At 69.2% G+C, this 15,478-nt stretch carries 19 protein-coding genes and 3 pseudogenes; 13 read left to right on the forward strand and 9 right to left on the reverse strand.

Annotation, left to right across the window (positions count from 1 at the left end):
* Positions 1–199 precede the first annotated feature (199 nt).
* The 3 genes from pcaC to ACFVV1_RS23290 are packed head-to-tail and all read left to right on the forward strand — an operon-like array spanning position 200 to position 2,974.
* Positions 200–1,477 carry a 4-carboxymuconolactone decarboxylase gene (pcaC, locus tag ACFVV1_RS23280; RefSeq protein WP_389992271.1) on the forward strand — a complete coding sequence of 426 codons (1,278 nt, stop codon included), beginning with the start codon at positions 200–202 and terminating at the stop codon, positions 1,475–1,477.
* 12 nt (positions 1,478–1,489) lie between these two features.
* Positions 1,490–2,146 (forward strand): MBL fold metallo-hydrolase, encoded by a 657-nt coding sequence (locus tag ACFVV1_RS23285; RefSeq protein ID WP_389992274.1) that lies wholly within the window; start codon positions 1,490–1,492, stop codon positions 2,144–2,146.
* A 48-nt stretch (positions 2,147–2,194) separates the two neighbouring features.
* The gene (locus tag ACFVV1_RS23290; RefSeq protein WP_389992277.1) at positions 2,195–2,974 is read left to right on the forward strand and encodes an exodeoxyribonuclease III; all 780 of its coding nucleotides are present in this window, start codon (positions 2,195–2,197) and stop codon (positions 2,972–2,974) included.
* A gap of 134 nt (positions 2,975–3,108) precedes the next feature.
* Here the strand turns inward: ACFVV1_RS23290 and ACFVV1_RS23295 are convergent, their stop codons facing one another.
* Complete coding sequence (locus ACFVV1_RS23295) at positions 3,109–4,290, reverse strand: Cmx/CmrA family chloramphenicol efflux MFS transporter (protein WP_389992279.1); 1,182 nt, start codon at positions 4,288–4,290, stop codon at positions 3,109–3,111.
* Between the two features lie 616 nt (positions 4,291–4,906).
* A pseudogene (locus ACFVV1_RS23300) lies at positions 4,907–5,062 on the reverse strand (IS630 family transposase); the annotation flags it as partial.
* Positions 5,063–5,077: 15 nt separating this feature from the next.
* Here ACFVV1_RS23300 and ACFVV1_RS23305 point away from each other — a divergent pair.
* The gene (locus ACFVV1_RS23305) at positions 5,078–5,200 is read left to right on the forward strand and encodes an HTH domain-containing protein (RefSeq protein WP_389992281.1); all 123 of its coding nucleotides are present in this window, start codon (positions 5,078–5,080) and stop codon (positions 5,198–5,200) included.
* Positions 5,201–5,221: 21 nt separating this feature from the next.
* Here the strand turns inward: ACFVV1_RS23305 and ACFVV1_RS23310 are convergent, their stop codons facing one another.
* The 5 genes and pseudogenes from ACFVV1_RS23310 to ACFVV1_RS23330 all read right to left on the reverse strand — a co-directional run bounded on the left by ACFVV1_RS23310 (position 5,222) and on the right by ACFVV1_RS23330 (position 7,493).
* The gene (locus tag ACFVV1_RS23310; protein ID WP_389992284.1) at positions 5,222–5,431 is read right to left on the reverse strand and encodes a hypothetical protein; all 210 of its coding nucleotides are present in this window, start codon (positions 5,429–5,431) and stop codon (positions 5,222–5,224) included.
* Positions 5,428–5,757: a DUF6233 domain-containing protein gene (locus tag ACFVV1_RS23315; protein ID WP_389992287.1), complete on the reverse strand. Its 330-nt coding sequence runs from the start codon at positions 5,755–5,757 to the stop codon at positions 5,428–5,430. Before ACFVV1_RS23315 ends, ACFVV1_RS23310 begins: the two co-directional genes overlap by 4 nt.
* Positions 5,758–5,972: 215 nt before the next feature.
* Positions 5,973–6,584: pseudogene (locus tag ACFVV1_RS23320) on the reverse strand (transposase family protein); the annotation flags it as partial.
* 37 nt (positions 6,585–6,621) lie between these two features.
* Entirely contained in the window at positions 6,622–7,062 is a 441-nt protein-coding gene (locus ACFVV1_RS23325; RefSeq protein ID WP_389992289.1) for a hypothetical protein, read from the reverse strand.
* Positions 7,059–7,493, reverse strand: a complete 435-nt coding sequence (locus ACFVV1_RS23330) for a MarR family winged helix-turn-helix transcriptional regulator (protein WP_385817414.1) — start codon at positions 7,491–7,493, stop codon at positions 7,059–7,061. Before ACFVV1_RS23330 ends, ACFVV1_RS23325 begins: the two co-directional genes overlap by 4 nt.
* A 437-nt stretch (positions 7,494–7,930) precedes the next feature.
* On the opposite strand from ACFVV1_RS23330, the gene ACFVV1_RS23335 reads away from it, so the two are divergent.
* Positions 7,931–8,848 (forward strand): aminoglycoside phosphotransferase family protein, encoded by a 918-nt coding sequence (locus tag ACFVV1_RS23335; RefSeq protein WP_389992292.1) that lies wholly within the window; start codon positions 7,931–7,933, stop codon positions 8,846–8,848.
* A gap of 236 nt (positions 8,849–9,084) precedes the next feature.
* Here ACFVV1_RS23335 and ACFVV1_RS23340 read toward each other — a convergent pair whose 3' ends face one another.
* Complete coding sequence (locus tag ACFVV1_RS23340) at positions 9,085–9,318, reverse strand: hypothetical protein (RefSeq protein ID WP_389992294.1); 234 nt, start codon at positions 9,316–9,318, stop codon at positions 9,085–9,087.
* A 268-nt stretch (positions 9,319–9,586) separates the two neighbouring features.
* On the opposite strand from ACFVV1_RS23340, the gene ACFVV1_RS23345 reads away from it, so the two are divergent.
* The 8 genes and pseudogenes from ACFVV1_RS23345 (at position 9,587) to ACFVV1_RS23380 (ending at position 15,100) form a co-directional block, all read left to right on the forward strand.
* Positions 9,587–10,225, forward strand: a complete 639-nt coding sequence (locus ACFVV1_RS23345; protein ID WP_389992297.1) for an HAD family hydrolase — start codon at positions 9,587–9,589, stop codon at positions 10,223–10,225.
* Positions 10,144–10,515 (forward strand): annotated as a pseudogene (locus tag ACFVV1_RS23350) (helix-turn-helix domain-containing protein); the annotation flags it as partial. The gene ACFVV1_RS23345 and the pseudogene ACFVV1_RS23350, both read left to right, overlap by 82 nt.
* Complete coding sequence (locus ACFVV1_RS23355; RefSeq protein ID WP_389992567.1) at positions 10,516–10,965, forward strand: hypothetical protein; 450 nt, start codon at positions 10,516–10,518, stop codon at positions 10,963–10,965. It begins immediately after the preceding pseudogene.
* A gap of 369 nt (positions 10,966–11,334) precedes the next feature.
* On the forward strand, positions 11,335–11,775 hold the full coding sequence (locus tag ACFVV1_RS23360; RefSeq protein ID WP_389992300.1) for a DUF6278 family protein: 441 nt from the start codon (positions 11,335–11,337) through the stop codon (positions 11,773–11,775).
* Positions 11,776–11,898: 123 nt separating this feature from the next.
* Entirely contained in the window at positions 11,899–12,642 is a 744-nt protein-coding gene (locus ACFVV1_RS23365) for an amino acid ABC transporter ATP-binding protein (RefSeq protein ID WP_389992541.1), read from the forward strand.
* Positions 12,643–12,656: 14 nt separating this feature from the next.
* Positions 12,657–13,568 (forward strand): glutamate ABC transporter substrate-binding protein, encoded by a 912-nt coding sequence (locus ACFVV1_RS23370; protein WP_389992544.1) that lies wholly within the window; start codon positions 12,657–12,659, stop codon positions 13,566–13,568.
* Between the two features lie 18 nt (positions 13,569–13,586).
* Positions 13,587–14,231, forward strand: coding sequence for an amino acid ABC transporter permease (locus ACFVV1_RS23375; RefSeq protein ID WP_389992302.1), 645 nt, complete (start codon positions 13,587–13,589; stop codon positions 14,229–14,231).
* Positions 14,228–15,100, forward strand: a complete 873-nt coding sequence (locus ACFVV1_RS23380) for an amino acid ABC transporter permease (RefSeq protein ID WP_389992305.1) — start codon at positions 14,228–14,230, stop codon at positions 15,098–15,100. Before ACFVV1_RS23375 ends, ACFVV1_RS23380 begins: the two co-directional genes overlap by 4 nt.
* Before the next feature lie 59 nt (positions 15,101–15,159).
* Here the strand turns inward: ACFVV1_RS23380 and ACFVV1_RS23385 are convergent, their stop codons facing one another.
* Positions 15,160–15,354, reverse strand: coding sequence for a hypothetical protein (locus tag ACFVV1_RS23385; protein ID WP_389992308.1), 195 nt, complete (start codon positions 15,352–15,354; stop codon positions 15,160–15,162).
* Positions 15,355–15,478: the final 124 nt, after the last annotated feature.

A 15,478-nucleotide genomic window follows, 5' to 3' on the forward strand; every position in this document is an offset into this window, starting at 1 on the left:
TACCGCTTTGACGGGCCAGAAGACGCCCCGGTCCTGATCCTCGGTCCCTCACTGGGTACCACATGGCATAGGTCGTAACGACCGTCCAAAGGCGTCCAGCCCGTCCATGAGCGGTGCTTAATGTCCAGATCAGGGCGTCTTTGCCCGAGGGGGTGCGCACAGTTGGTGAGAGCTGTGTGAGATATGGGAGCGTGGGCGGGTGAGTGAGACGACGACTGAAACCCTGCAATACCGCTTTGACGGGCCAGAAGACGCACCGGTCCTGGTCCTGGGCCCTTATCTCGGTACTACATGGCACATGTGGGACCGGCAGATACCGGAGCTCACCCAGCACTGGAGGGTCCTCCGCTTCGACCTTCCCGGCCACGGCGGCGCCCCCGCCCACCCGGCCTCCGCTGTCACCGGACTCGCCGACCGGCTGCTGGCCACCCTCGACGGGCTGGGCGTCCAGCGCTTCGGATACGCGGGCTGCTCCCTCGGCGGCGCGATCGGCGCCGACCTCGCGCTGCGCCACCCGCACCGGGTCGCCTCGCTTGCCCTGATCGCCGCCTCGCCCCGGTTCGGCAGCGCCGACGAATTCCGCCAGCGCGGTGTGGTCGTCCGCACCAACGGCCTGGAACCGATGGCCCGCACCGCGCCGGAGCGCTGGTTCACCCCGGGCTTCGCCGCCGCCCAGCCCGCCATCGTCGAGTGGGCCGTCCAGATGGTCCGCACCACCGACCCCGGCTGCTACATCGCCGCCTGCGAAGCCCTCGCCGTCTTCGACATCCGCGGCGACCTCGGCCGCATCACCGTCCCGACCCTCGTCCTGGTCGGCGCCGAGGACCGGGTCACCGGGCCCGGCGACGCCCGCACCCTGGTCGCGGGCATACCGGACGCCCGGCTCGCCCTCGTCCCCGGCGCCTCCCACCTCGCCCCGGTCGAGCAGCCCGCAGCCGTCACCGATCTGCTCCTCACCCACTTCTCCACTGCCTGGCAGGACACCCTCGCCGCCATCCCCGTCCCGCCGTTCACTCCGCAGCTCTCCACCCCCGTACTGCCCGTCGCCGAGATCACCGCCGCCACCGCGCAGCCGGAGACCGGCACCACCGGACGCGCCGACCCGTACGAGCCCGGCATGAAGGTGCGCCGCGAGGTGCTCGGCGACGCCCATGTGGACCGGACCCTGGCCGCCTCCGACGATTTCACCGGCGACTTCCAGGAGCTCGTCACGCGCTACGCCTGGGGCGAGGTCTGGACCCGGGAAGGCCTGGACCGCCGCACCCGCAGCTGTGTCGCGCTCACCGCGCTGGTCACCTCCGGCCATCTGGAGAGCCTGGCCGTCCATGTCAGGGCCGCGCTGCGCAACGGCCTCACCCCGGCCGAGATCAAGGAGGTGCTGATGCAGACCGCCGTGTACTGCGGCGTACCGGCCGCGAGCGCCGCCTTCTCGATCGCCCAGATCGTGATTCAGGAAGAAACGACGCCCCGCCCGTAGCAGGATGGGGCCATGAACACCGTGAACCCCATGCACCTGACACTGACGAAGAAGACGCACTCCTGCATCCGTCTGGAGAAGGACGGGCAGACGCTCGTCATCGACCCGGGCGGCCTCTCGGAGGAGGACGCCGCCGTCGGCGCCGACGCGATACTGGTGACGCACGAGCACTTCGACCACTTCGACGAGGGGCGGCTGCGCGCCGGTATGGAGGCCAATCCGGCCGCCGAGATCTGGACCCTGCGCAGCGTCGCCGACCAGCTCTCGGCGGCCTTCCCCGGCCGGGTCCACACCGTCGGCCACGGCGACACCTTCTCCGCGGCCGGGTTCGACGTACAGGTGCACGGCGAGCTGCACGCGGTGATCCACCCGGACATTCCGCGGATCACCAACATCGGTTTTCTGGTGGACGGCTCGCTCTTCCACCCGGGCGACGCGCTCACCGTCCCCGACCAGCCGGTCGACACCCTGCTGCTCCCGGTGATGGCCCCCTGGAACAAGATCTCCGAGGTCATCGACTACGTACGCGAGGTCAAGCCGCGCCGCGCCATCGACATCCACGACGCGCTGCTCGCCGATCTGGCCCGCCCGGTCTACGACTACCAGATCGGCAGCCTCGGCGGCGCCGACCACGGCCGGCTGACCCCGGGGGACTCGACCGGCCTGTGACCCCGACCGGTCCGGCGGCTGTCAGTGGGAGCCGCTAGGTTTACGTATATGCGCATCGCCACCTGGAACGTCAATTCGATCACCGCCCGGCTCCCGAGGCTGCTGGCCTGGCTGGAGAGCTCCGGCACGGATGTGCTGTGCATCCAGGAGACCAAGTGCGCCGCCGAACAGTTCCCGGCGGACGCGCTCCGCGAACTCGGCTACGAGTCCGCGGTCCACGCCACGGGCCGGTGGAACGGGGTCGCGCTGGTCTCCCGGGCCGGCCTGTCCGACGTCGTCAAGGGCCTGCCCGACGGCCCCGAGTACGAGGGCGCGCAGGAGCCCCGGGCGATCTCCGCGACCTGCGGCCCGGTCCGCGTCTGGTCGGTGTACGTGCCCAACGGCCGCGAGGTCGAGCACGCGCACTACGCGTACAAGCTGCGCTGGTTCGAGGCCCTGCAGAAGGCCGTCGCGGCGGACACCGCGGGCCCGCGGCCGTTCGCGGTCCTGGGCGACTTCAACGTGGCCCCGACCGATGAGGACGTCTGGGATCCGGCGCTCTTCGAAGGCGCCACCCACGTCACCCCCGCCGAGCGCGCCGCCCTCGCCGCACTGCGCCAGGAGGGGCTCTCCGACGTCATGCCGCGCCCTCTCAAGTACGACCGCCCGTACACCTTCTGGGACTACCGGGAGCTGCGCTTCCCGAAGAACAAGGGCATGCGGATCGACCTCGTCTACGGCAACGCGCCCTTCGTCGCGGCGGTCCAGGACAGCTATGTGGACCGCGAGGAACGCAAGGGCAAGGGCGCGTCCGACCATGCCCCGGTGGTCGTGGACCTCGACGTCTGACGTCTCGGACGAGCCGCCGTTGTCAGTGGTCGCCGATACCGTGGTCGATGTCCTTATCCCGCTTGCTGGCTGCTTGCTGTGACCAGGACAGCCCCGCCCGTTCAGCGCCGGGCGGGGCCTCATCCACTCCGCTGTCAGACAGCGGGAATGCGGTCCGGGCTCCGCCGGTCGGCGGCCCGGCGCATGCCCAGCGACGCCCAGGCGGTGCCCAGCGCCAGAGCCATCAGCAGCGCGCTCACCCACAGCGGTGAGCGGAAGCCGAATCCCGCGCCGATCGCGAGCCCGCCGAGCCAGGGGCCGAGCGCGCCGCCCACATTGAACGCGGATGTGGCGAACGAGCCGGACAGGGTCGGCGCGTCGGCCGCCAGCCGGAACACCCACGAGATCAGTGCCGTCCCGGTGCCGAACGCGAGCATCCCCTGGACCGCGACGAGCGCGACCGTCGCGAACGGGTTTCCCGCGCTCAGCGCGAGCCCGGTCCAGCCGACGGTGAGCGCGACCAGACCGGCCGCGGTGAGGGCGAGGGGCCGTGCGTCGACGACCCGGCCGGCGACGGTGACCCCGACGAACGAGCCCAGGCCGAACAGCGCGAGGAGAACGGGCACCCAGTCGGTACCGAGTCCGGTGACCCTGGTGGCGAGCGGTGCGACGTAGGAGAACGCGCAGAACGTCGCGCCCTGCACAAGGGCGCTCGTCAGCAGTGTGAGCAGCAGCCGCGGACGGGCCAGGGCCCGCAGCTCGACGCGGGCCCGCGCCGGGGCGGCTTCCGGCCGTGTCCCCGGAATCGTCCTGGCGATCACGACGACGGCCGGTACGGAGACCAGCGCCACGGCCCAGAACGCCGACCGCCACCCCCACTGCCCGCCCAGCGCCGCACCGGCGGGCACTCCGGCCACGCAGGCAACGGTGACGCCCCCGACGACCACGGACGTGGCGCGTGCCCTGGCCTCGGGCCCGACCATGGAGACCGCGGTCACCAGGGCCACGGCCCAGAAGCCGGCGTTCGCCAGCGCGCCGACGACCCGCGTCGCGAGGAGCACTCCGTAGCCGGGGGTGAGCGCGCCGGCGACATGGACGGCGCTGAAGACACAGAGGAAGAACAACAGGGCGCGGCGGCGTGGCCAGTTCCGGCTGAAGAGCGCCATCAACGGCGCCCCGACGACCATCCCGATCGCGAAGGCCGAGGTCAGCAGCCCGGCGGCCGGAATGGATACGTGGAGGTCGGCGGCGATGTCCGTGACCAGACCGGACAGCATGAACTCGGATGTGCCCTGGGCGAAGACGGCGAGCCCGAGTGCGTACACGGCAAAAGGCATGAAGGAACCCCATGGACGGCTGATGGATGGACCATGCAGGGGGTGTGGGCCGCGCCCGCCCGTCGGGACGGGCGGCAACACGGCGGAACGTCCGGGTGTTCATGGACGGGACTCGGCCACGCGCGGCAGGCGAAGGTGCCGGAGAATCCGTGCACGCGTGCACGTACGAGCGCGCCACGGGCGCGGACGGGGAATGCGCAGCCCACACCGAGGTGGTCCTGCGGCGGCAGTCGGGCGGAAGCGTTCCCACCACCGGTACACGACCTGGCGGGATCTACGCGACAGCGGTTCGGCCACCGGCGGACCGGTGGCTAGTCTCTGTCGGACTCAGGGCTTGACACGATCGTGAAGCTACCAGCCCGGCCCCCCTCGCCTCCACCCCTTTTCCGCCGGAACATCTGGACCAGACCGCGTCCGGTTCAGCACTCGAACGACAGGCCGCGCGCCCTCTGGTGCCTAACACGCCCGGGATGCGACCCTGAGTGGTATGAGTATCCCTTTCCTCTTCCAACTGGAGGGTAGGGATACGGTCTGACATGCAGGAATGTCATCTGCTGCACATCAAGTGGGAGTCAACTGGGAGTTACTGAGGTTGAACTCGCGTTGTCGCCTGTGCTCAGGCGGGGCTGATGGTCAGGCCGGTTTCGCTGAGGCAGCCGTCTATGAGGTGACTGCGGTACTGGATGTGGCGTAGGCCGCGTCGGATGCGCTGGATGAGGTGTTCCGGTGTGGTGAAGGCGACGTTGGAGAGCCAGCCACGTCGTAGCAGGGACACTCCGAGGCGTCCGTGACGTCCATCGCCAAGCTGCTCGGCGTCTCCCGCACCACGCTCTACAAGTACGTCCCCGAGCTCAAGGCCGGAGGGCGGCCCGTCGTAGGTGCCCAGCGCGTTCCCGTGGGACTCGGCTGACGTCCGGCGGACGGGCGCTCGTCACGCCGCTTCGTACCGGTGGGCCCGACCGCCCCGCCATTCGATCCAGTGCGGGTCGTCGAGGATGTCCCAGGCGTCGTCGAGGCCGGCTCGGCGTAGGAATTCGACGAGGTCGCGGTCGTCGTGGGCGAGCCCGGCGATCTGCCCGTTGATGGTGACGCTCCGCCCGCCCGTGGGGGAGAGGCCGTGGATGACTATCGGGACGCTCATGTCTCCAGGGTGCGACGGGCTGCTTCTCGCGGCGCGCCAAGCACGGTGTCCGGCCGGCACACCTCGCAGGCCGTGACTCCGTCGGTGCGGGCGCAGAGGGCCTCCTGCCGACTGATGGGCCGCAGCTTCTTTCCGGCGGCCCAGCAGTCGCCTCTGTGGAGTGCTGCGGTGTGGGTGCCGATGCCGATGTCGACGATGCCCCAGTCCGGGGTGGACTGAGGGCACGGCTTTTCGCTCGACCGCTCCCGGTCCCGCGGTTCTTCGCTCTGCTGCTCGCCCCGCTGCTCGACCGTGGCGATCTGCTGCTGCACCTCGGCCGGCAGCATGCCGAGGTACGTCTCCAGGGTGCGGAGGCGCGGCAGGCCAAGCGGAAGAACGGGCAGCGCCGCTGCTCGCGCCAGGCGTACTGCTCGCAGAGTGGGGCGTCGCCCTTCGGCTTTCCGGGCGGGGCGCTGACCTGGTCGGGGAACTCATTCGCCAGTCCCCGGTAGCCCTCGTCGACCTCTGCCTTGACCTTGGGATAGAGGCGGAACTGCTCGGCGATGCCCTCGGTGCGCACGGCGGTCTGATCGTGCATGCGGCCCGGCCGGGCCACTCCCGAGAAGAGTGTGCGGCCCTGGTGGTCACAGAAGGTGGTGGTCTTGATCGTGTTCTGTTTGCGCTTGCCGGACACGAATGCCTTGCGGCCGGGGCGCCCGGCCTGTGGCCGGCGGACCTGCACGTCGGTGCCGTCGATCCGAAGGTCGACGCCTTCCGCGGTGGCGTAGGCGAACAGGTCTTCCAGGGTACGCAGCCGCAGGCCCGGGCGGTCGGGGATGGCGAATCCGCGTGCCGCAAGGAGTGGACGGATCTCGCGGACCGCACCGGAGACTGTGGAACGGTCAACCCCGTACATTTGGGCCAGCGCGGCGTGGGGCAAGCCGAGGCGTAGTGCGACGAGAGTGACCAGGAGCCGGTCGATGAAGACCAGGCGCCGGTTGGGGTCGGCCCCGGCGGCACGTCGGCGCTCCCCGCCCCGGCGCTCGCGCAGTGCCGATTCGTGGCTGGACTCCCATCTGGGTGCCAGTTCTTCGATCAACTCGCCGAGATGTGCTCGGGAGAGGCCCGTCAGGGCAGGATTGGAACAGACCGCACGGGCCCAGCCAGTCTTCACAACCTGCTGAACCCGTGCGGCCGTTGCCCAGTTACGGTCACCGCGCCTGTTCCTCCCGAGGTTGCCGCCGATCGGTTTCCTCCCATGGGAACGGGGCGAGGTCGGGCTCGACCCAGCCGGTTCTCGCCTGTGAGCCGGCCAGCGTCGCCGGACGGTAGAACCGGGTCAGAAGGCGCTTGTCCAGCAGGACGGGGTGGCGGTCGGCGAACGCGGTGAAGTCGTCGTCGCCGCGTTCGGCCGCGTGGTGGCCCACCAGTTCCACCCACGCCCGACTGACCGTCGCGTGGTACTTCTGGGGTGCGCCCGCGTAACGGGCGGTGCGCTGGATGCCGTCGCTGACCAGACCGACCGCCGCATGCGTGCCGAACCGTCGCACGGCCAGCCACGTCAGGTGCACGTGCTCCCGGTGGCCGAACTTCCCCGAGGTCGCGGTCACTTCGGCCATCAGTGCGTCGAAGCCGGTGGGCTGGGTGGTCACGAGGGCACCTCGGTCAGGGCCTGCAGCGCGGCGCGCAGGCAGGCGATCGCATCGGCCGACAGGCCGTGGAGTGCACGGTGCTCCAGGTCGGTGATGGCCTGGCGGATCGTGGCGGCGGCCACGCGGCCGGAGGCGGTGAGTTCGATGAGCACCGCGCGGCGGTCTCCCGGGCGGGTGCCGCGGGTGATGTGGCCACGGCGTTCCAGGCGGTCCAGCACGCTCGTCAGCGTGGTGGGGCGGGTGCCCACGGCCACGCCGAGCTCGGACACGGTCCGGCCCCGGCCGTCGGCAAGATTGGCCAGCGCGTTGATCTCGGAGGGGGTCAGGTCCAGGTCGACGAGCTCCGCGGCGAGCACTTGCAGGGTGGCATGAGTGGCCCGCTGCAACGCGAGCAAGGCCGACCACTCAGATGGAACGGATTCGGAGTTCATGATTTCGGACTATACGATTTCGTATAACAAGCTGCAAGTCAGACCCCGGCCGCAGCCGACCTCAATCGCTCCCCACGTCGTTACGGAGCTTCAACCACTGGTTCGCTTTCGCTGCACCTTCTGACCTCGCTAGACGGGCCCGCACCGTCCGGTGGTCCCGGCACGTCCCGCCGTTGTCGGGGCCGCTTGCCACCCTCCCCGGCGTTCCCCGGGTCAGGCTGCCCCCAGCTTCACCAGGCCGCTGCGACGACCCGGCGGTGGTGGCCTTTCACCTCCACTCGATTGCATAGCGCCTCGTGGCGCACTCCTTGTGCCACCGAACCTTGGTCTTTGCCATCGGAGGTTGATGATCGTGAGTTCGTGCCATCGAAAGTTGAGCGGCACAGAGTGCTGGGCGTCACAAACGGCGGATCACCGTCCGACTACTGTTGCTCCGCATGATCCATACCGAGACCGAGATCACAGCGGAGTTGGTCCGGGACCTGCTGCGTGACCAGCACCCTGACCTGGCCGATCACCCTTTGAAGCTCGGCGCGCGAGGTTGGGACAACCAGTTGTGGCGGCTCGGCGACGACCTCGCGGTCCGGTTGCCCTGGGCGACGCTGTCTGCGGACGCGCTCCTACGCAAGGAGTATGCCTGGCTGCCGGCTCTCGCTCCGCACCTTCCGCTTCGCGTCCCTGTACCGCAGCGCCTCGGCGAGCCCTCCGAGCGGTTTCCGCGGCCTTGGATCGTCACCACCTGGGTGCCGGGCGAGCCCGCCGACCGCGCCCCCGCCACGCGCGCGGCGGAGGCGGCCGACACCTTGGCCGCCTTCCTGACGGCTCTTCACCGACCCGCTCCCACCGGGGCGCCCGCCGGTCGTGATCGCGGGGGGCCGCTGGCTGACCATGCCGAGGGGTTCGCCAAGCAGCTCGCCTCGGCCACCGAGCTGGGGCTGATCCCCGACCCGGACGCCGTCCGCGCGGTCTGGGAGGACGCCGCCGCCGCGCCCGACTGGGCGGGCCCAGCGCTGTGGCTCCATGGCGACCTGCATCCGGCCAACGTTCTCACCGCGGACGGCACCTTCTGCGGCGTGATCGACTTCGGTGACCTCTTCGCAGGCGATCCAGCCTGCGACCTCGCCGCCCCTTGGGTACTGCTGCCGGACGGCGCCGCCGACCGCTTCTATGGGGCCTACCAGCCGGCCCCGGACGCCGCGACCTTGCGTCGCGCCCGCGGCTGGGCGGTGTTGCGCGCCCTCGCCTGCATCCTCATCGGAGACGCCGGCGTCCACGGCCGCCCCGGCGGCAAGCCCACCTGGGGCCCACCCGCCCACGCCACGCTGCGACGCCTCATCGCAACTGCAAGCCGCTGATCACGCCCTCAGCCTTCGATGACAAACGCTCAAGGTTCGCTCTCACGGGACAGTCCCCTGCCACACTGGCCATGGCCTCGCTGTCACCCCCGTCGGCGGGGCCACCTGCTGTCCGGGCCGGTTGTCGTACGGGCCTCGTAGACTCCACATATCAACCCCCGGGCTGCGGCCCACGACAAGGGGATTGCTTCCCGCCTCGCCCCAAGGACAGCGCCAAGGGGCGAGGCGGAGCTGCGTCAGCCGTCCTCAGGCTTCGGGTGCAGGACTGCTTTCTTCACGGCCATCTCCAGCTCGAACCGGGACACCCCGGCCGCCTCGGCGTGCGCGGTCACGGCGGCCTGGAACTTCGCCGCTGCCTCACGCCACGGCGCCCACCCCTCCTCCGTGTACGGCTCGGCGAGGGCCTTGCGCTGCTCTTCAGCGGCGGAACGTTCCAGCATGATCAGGTCTTCAGGGATATCGATTGCCACGGCCGGATCGTAAACGGCACCGCTGACAATCGAACGGAGCCGCGCAGGTCGGGCCGCTGCGACGACATCCGCCCGGACCGCGGCCGCCCACTCCACCAGCAGCTCCCGATACCGCGCCTCACCCTCCGGCGACAGCGGGCCGGCCGCCCACAGCGCGCGGATGTCCGCATTCACCGCGGCGGGGGAGCGCACAGGCGTCGCAGGCGAAGGCGTGATCGGCATGGGAACGGGCTACGGGGCAGGACTGACAGCGCCATAGGATCAGTCCATGATCCGTGCGGTAGCCCTCGACATCGGTGAAACCCTCGTCCGCGACGACCGCTACTGGGCCTCCTGGGCCGACTGGCTCGGCACCCCGCGGCACACCGTCTCGGCGCTCGTCGGCGCCGTCGTCGCCGCCGGCTACGACAACGCCGAAGCCCTGCGGCTCATCCGCCCTGGGATCAATGTCGCCGCCGAATATGCGGCACGGGAAGCAGCGGGCCGCGGAGAGCGGCTCGACGAGACGGACCTGTACCCAGACGTCCGGCCTGCCCTGGCCGCTCTACGTAAGCAGGGCGTCCGTGTCGTCATCGCCGGAAACCAGACCGTTAAAGCTGGGAAGCTGCTGCGGGAACTCGACCTGCCGTGCGACGCACTCGCCACGTCAGGAGCGTGGGGCGTGGCCAAGCCGTCCGCCGAGTTCTTCGCACGAGTCCTTGAGGCCGCCCAGGCCGACGCTACGGAGACTCTGTATGTCGGCGACCACCCTGCCAACGACGTGGCTCCCGCTGCTGCAGCCGGATTGCGGACCGCGCATCTTCGCCGGGGCCCGTGGGGTTATCTGTGGGCGGAGCGGCCCGAGGCGGCAGCAGCAGACTGGCGCATCTCCAGCCTCCACGACCTGCTCGACATCACCCGCGGCTGACGGCTAACCGCATCGGCCTCACTCGTAGTTGTGGGGGTGAGACCGTTTTCGCGCCCGGAGCTACGAGCGCTGGGTACGGTTCCAGGTATCGCCCTGGACGGAGCCGCCTGCTCGCCGAAAGCACTGGTGAGGCAGGTCGGCGGATTGCCGCCACTCGCCAATCGCGCCGCCTCACTCAAACCGCACTCGCGGCTGCCGCCTACGTGTCAGTCGCTGCCGTCCGGGCCATCGAGCGCGGGCCCCGCCACCCTAGCGACAGCACTCTGGAGGCACTGGCCGCCGCCCTTGGCGTGGATCACGCACGCCCGGCCACGGGATACACAGGCACCGAGCGGCGCGTTCACGCCGCCCTGCCCGCCATCTCCGCGGCCATCGGCGGCTACGACATTTCCCTCGGCCTCCCTGCGCGCGCCGTGCCCGATCCAAGGAAGGCAGTGGGCGAGGCCGCCGCCTGGAGGCTCGCAGCCCAGTACGGCAAGGTCGCACAGCATGCACCGCAGCTCCTCGTGGACCCGCTGGCCACCTTCCATACCGCCAGCGGCCGTGACAGGCCGGAAGCAGCGCGACTTCTCGCGTCCGCTGCGCGCACCGCCGACGCCGCAGCCTACAAATACGGGGCCCGCGACCGGTCCGCCCGCCTCATCGACAAACGCTGTGACCTGCATGATCACAAGTCAGCAGCTTCTTTCCGGCATTTTTTGATCATGAATGATCGCCACACTTGCTGGAGCGGGTGCTGAAATCGCCCTGCGGCCCCCTGACATATGCCGCACAGCGAGCGCTACTGTCGCAGATTCGAACGTTTGTTCACTCTGATGGGTGATCAACGAGAATCGATCTCTGTCGTTGGTCCTGATTGCCGGTCTCGGGTCGCCGTCCACACCCCCCAAGGTGCAGCGACCCGGGGCCGGTTTTGTGTCATGGTGGGCTGATGTTCGCACTTCGCCAAGTTGACGCGATGGGGGCCCGGTGGGAGTCGAGTGGGAGATGATCACGGTGAACGTGAGTGAACTGACGCTGACCGGGGCCAGCTGCTCGACGCCGGGTGTGTGTGGTGCCGCCCAGGCCGGGCCCGTATTCAGTAGCAACGCACCAAAGGGGAATCGATCATGAACATCCCTTTCTTGGACAACTGGCGTAAGCGTCACGACAGTACGCGAGGGGCGGGGCTCGCCGCCGCCGTCGCGGCCGATCCCGAGGGCGTGGCCGAGCTGCTTGCCGAGTGCGAGCTGCTGCGTGTCCGGGCAGGGCAACGGGGGCTCGAACTCGACGACAGCCCGGACTCGTTGGCGGCTCTCGACCAGTTGCCGCCGCGCTGGCGCGACGATCCCGAGGAGCTGCCCTGGCTGGGCAATGACGCGGGGCTCTACCTCGGCACGGTTCTGGTGCGCAATGTCCCGGGTGCGGTCTGGAACATCTGGCCGAGCGGGCAGCCCGTGGTGCGGCTCGCCTCGGGGCGGGAGATCGATGTGGTCGAGGCCGGGCTGGACTGGGCGATGGCGGGCAGCCCCGAGCTCTCGCAGGTGTACTCGGAATCGGCCGAGGGGTAGGGCTCTCACCGCAACCGGATAAGACGCCTTATGCCCCATTTGTGCGTGTCGTAGGTGAAGTCCCTTTTCGCGCTGGATAGTTTGCGCTGACCTCGACATAGCGACAAGTGGGTGGGGCAGGGTATGGCCGTCGATCCGTTGATCGAGCTGCGGGACGTCAACAAGTTCTACGGACAGTTGCACGTACTGCGGGACATCAATCTCACCGTCGCCCGCGGGGAGGTGGTGGTGGTCATCGGCCCCTCGGGCTCCGGCAAGTCGACGCTCTGCCGGACCATCAACCGGCTCGAGACGATCGAGTCCGGGTACATCGCGATCGACGGCAGGCCCCTTCCCGAGGAGGGAAAGGGGCTGGCCCAGCTCCGGGCCGAAGTGGGCATGGTCTTCCAGTCGTTCAACCTGTTCGCGCACAAGACCGTGCTGGACAATGTCTCGCTCGCCCAGCTCAAGGTCCGCAAGCGGAAGAAGGACGAAGCCGACCAGCGCTCCCGGGAACTGCTGGAGCGGGTCGGACTCGCCTCGCAGGCCGACAAGTTCCCCGCCCAGCTCTCCGGCGGCCAGCAGCAGCGGGTGGCCATCGCCCGCGCCCTCGCCATGGACCCCAAGGCGCTCCTCTTCGACGAGCCGACCTCGGCACTCGACCCGGAGATGATCAACGAGGTGCTGGAGGTCATGCAGCAGCTCGCCCGGGACGGCATGACGATGGTCGTCGTCACGCACGAGATGGGCTTCGCCCGCTCCGCCGCCAACCGTGTGATCTTCATGGCCGACGGACGCGTCATCGAGGACCGCACTCCCGAGGCGTTCTTCACCGCCCCGGAGAGTGACCGCGCCAAGGACTTCCTGTCCAAGATCCTGAAGCACTGACGGGGGGCTCCGTGTTGCGTACGAGAAAAGTTCTGGCCGCCTGCGCCGCTCTCCTGCTCGCCGTGCTCGCCGCCGGATGCGGCAAGGGGGGCAGCCCGCCGGTGAAGGGGCCCAAGCCCGAACAACTGCCCGTGTACAAGGTCGACACCGCCTTCCGGCTGCCCGGATCACCGACCTGGAAAAAGGCCCAGAAGCGCGGATACCTCCGGGTCGGGGCCAAGGAGGACCAGCCCTACCTCGGCGAGAAGGACCCGGCCACCGGCGTCTACTCCGGCTTCGACATCGAGATCGCCAAGATGATGGCGGCCTCGCTCGGCTTCGACCCGAAGACGATCCGCTTCCGGACCATCGCCTCCGCCAACCGCGAGACGGCACTGCAGAACGGCCAGATCGACTACTACGTCGGCACCTACACCATCAACGCCCTGCGCAAGAGGCTCGTCGGCTTCGCCGGGCCCTACTTCATGGCCGGGCAGTCGCTGCTCGTGCGCACCGACGAGCACGACATCAACGGCCCGCAGGACCTGGCCGGCCGGACGGTCTGCTCGGCGGCGGGATCGACCCCGTACCAGCGCATCGCCGCCGACTACCCGAAGGCGATCCTGGTCGCCTACGACACGTACTCGATCTGCGTCGACAACCTGCTCACCTACCAGGTCGACGCCGTCACCACCGACGACGCGATCCTGCTGGGCTTCGCCGCCAAGGCGCCCAAGGAGCTGAAGGTGGTGGGCAAGCCGTTCTCCGAGGAGCCGTACGGCATCGGCGTTCCGCGCAGCGACAACGCGCTGCGGTTCGCCCTCAACGACGCCCTGGAGGCCAACGAGAAGAACGGCAACTGGAAGAAGGCGTTCGAGGCCACGCTCGGCCTGTCCGGGGTGCCCGCGCCGACTCCGCCGCCCATCGACCGTTACCCGGCGACCTGAGAGGGCGGGCATCGACCAATGGACGTACTCACAGAGAACTTCTCGCTCTACGGCAAGGGCTTCCTCGGCACGGTCGAGCTGACCTTCTACTCCTCGATCCTGGCCCTGCTCCTCGGCTTCTTCATGGCCTCCTGCCGGGTGGCACCCGTCGGCTCGCTCCGCGTGCTCGGCACGGTCTGGGTGACGGTGCTGCGCAACACCCCGCTGACGCTGCTCTTCTTCGCCGTCCTGCTCGGACTGCCACGTTTCGGGCTGGTGCTTCCCTTCAAGGTCTTCGCGGTTCTCGCGCTCGGCTGCTACACCTCCGCGTTCATCTGCGAGGTACTGCGCTCCGGCATCAACACGGTGCCGAGGGGGCAGGGCGAGGCGGCCCGCAGCCTCGGCATGACGTTCGGCCAGACGCTCAACAACATCGTGCTGCCGCAGGCGTTCCGCTCGGTGATCCCGCCGATCGGCTCGACGCTGATCGCCCTCGCCAAGAACTCGGCGATCGCCGGGGCCTTCAGCGTGACCGAGCTGCTCGGCACCTACAAGACCCTCAACGAGCTGGGGTACAGCATCATCTGGACCTTCGTCTGGATCGCCGTCGGCTACCTGATCATCACCCTGTCCATCAGTGCGCTCTTCAACGTGATGGAGAAGCGCTGGGGAGTCGCCCGATGACCACCCGCACCGCGCCCTCCGCCACCGCGCTCTACGACATCCCGGGCCCGGTCACCCGCAGGCGCCACCGCCTGTACGGGTTCGTGTCGACGGCCCTGATCCTCGCCCTGTTCGGCTGGATCGTCTATCTGCTCATCGACACCGGACAGTTCGCCGGCGCCAAATGGACACCCTTCGAATACAAGGGCATTCAGGAGCTGCTGCTGCGCGGACTGGGCAACACCCTCAAGGCGTTCGCGCTGGCCGCGGTGCTCTCCCTCGTGCTCGGGGCGGTGCTCGCCGTCGGCCGGCTCTCCGAGCACCGGGCCGTGCGTCGGCTCTCCACGCTTCTGGTCGAGTTCTTCCGGGCCATGCCCGTACTGGTGATGATCTTCTTCATCTTCGTGGCCCTCAAGGTGCAGCCCCTGCCCGCGCTGGTCACCGGCCTGACGCTCTACAACGGCTCGGTGCTCGCCGAGGTGTTCCGTACCGGGATCAACTCGGTGGAGCGCGGCCAGCGCGAGGCCGCGTACGCCCTCGGGATGCGCAAGACGCAGGTCACCACGTTCGTACTGGCCCCGCAAGCGGTGCGCGCCATGCTGCCCACGATCATCAGCCAGCTGGTGGTCGCGTTGAAGGACACCTCGCTCGGCTATCTGATCACCTACGAGGAATTCCTCCACGCGGGCAAGCTGATCGCGTCCAACCTCGACTACGATCTTCCCTTCATCCCGGTGGTGATGGTGATCTCGCCGATCTACATCGGGATGTGCATGCTGCTCTCCTGGTTCGCGACCTGGGTGGCCAAGCAGGAGCGGCGCAATCCGAAGACGAAGGCCGTGGAGGTCGCACCGGCCGAACCAGGAACGCTGCTGCCGGGAGTGCAGTAGCCGGGACCCGCTGCGAAGCGGTCTCCGAGGAGCAGTGCCCGTCCGGCAGCAGCCGGTGATCACTTCTCGCGCGAGTCGGCGGTCCTGTACGACGGGCCCGCCGGGGGCGGGGAGAAGGTCAGCTGCGAGCCGGCCGGGCTGTGCTCGATGTACAGCGGGTCGAGCGTGTCGATCACCAGGGCGAGCCGGCGACCGGCCGGGACACCATGGGCGGCGGAGAACAGCTCCGGGTCCGCGGAGGAACGGCCGGGCAAGGCGTCCGTCCGCGGAAGCTATAGGGGGCGTTACTGACCAGCGTGCCGGGGCCGGGCGGCACCTTCGTCGTAGAGATTCGCGACGAAGGTGCCGCTTGCCTCGTTGCTGGTCAGTGCGCTGTGG

It is taken from the genome of Streptomyces sp. NPDC058092, assembly GCF_042884935.1.
GTDB lineage: Bacteria > Actinomycetota > Actinomycetes > Streptomycetales > Streptomycetaceae > Streptomyces.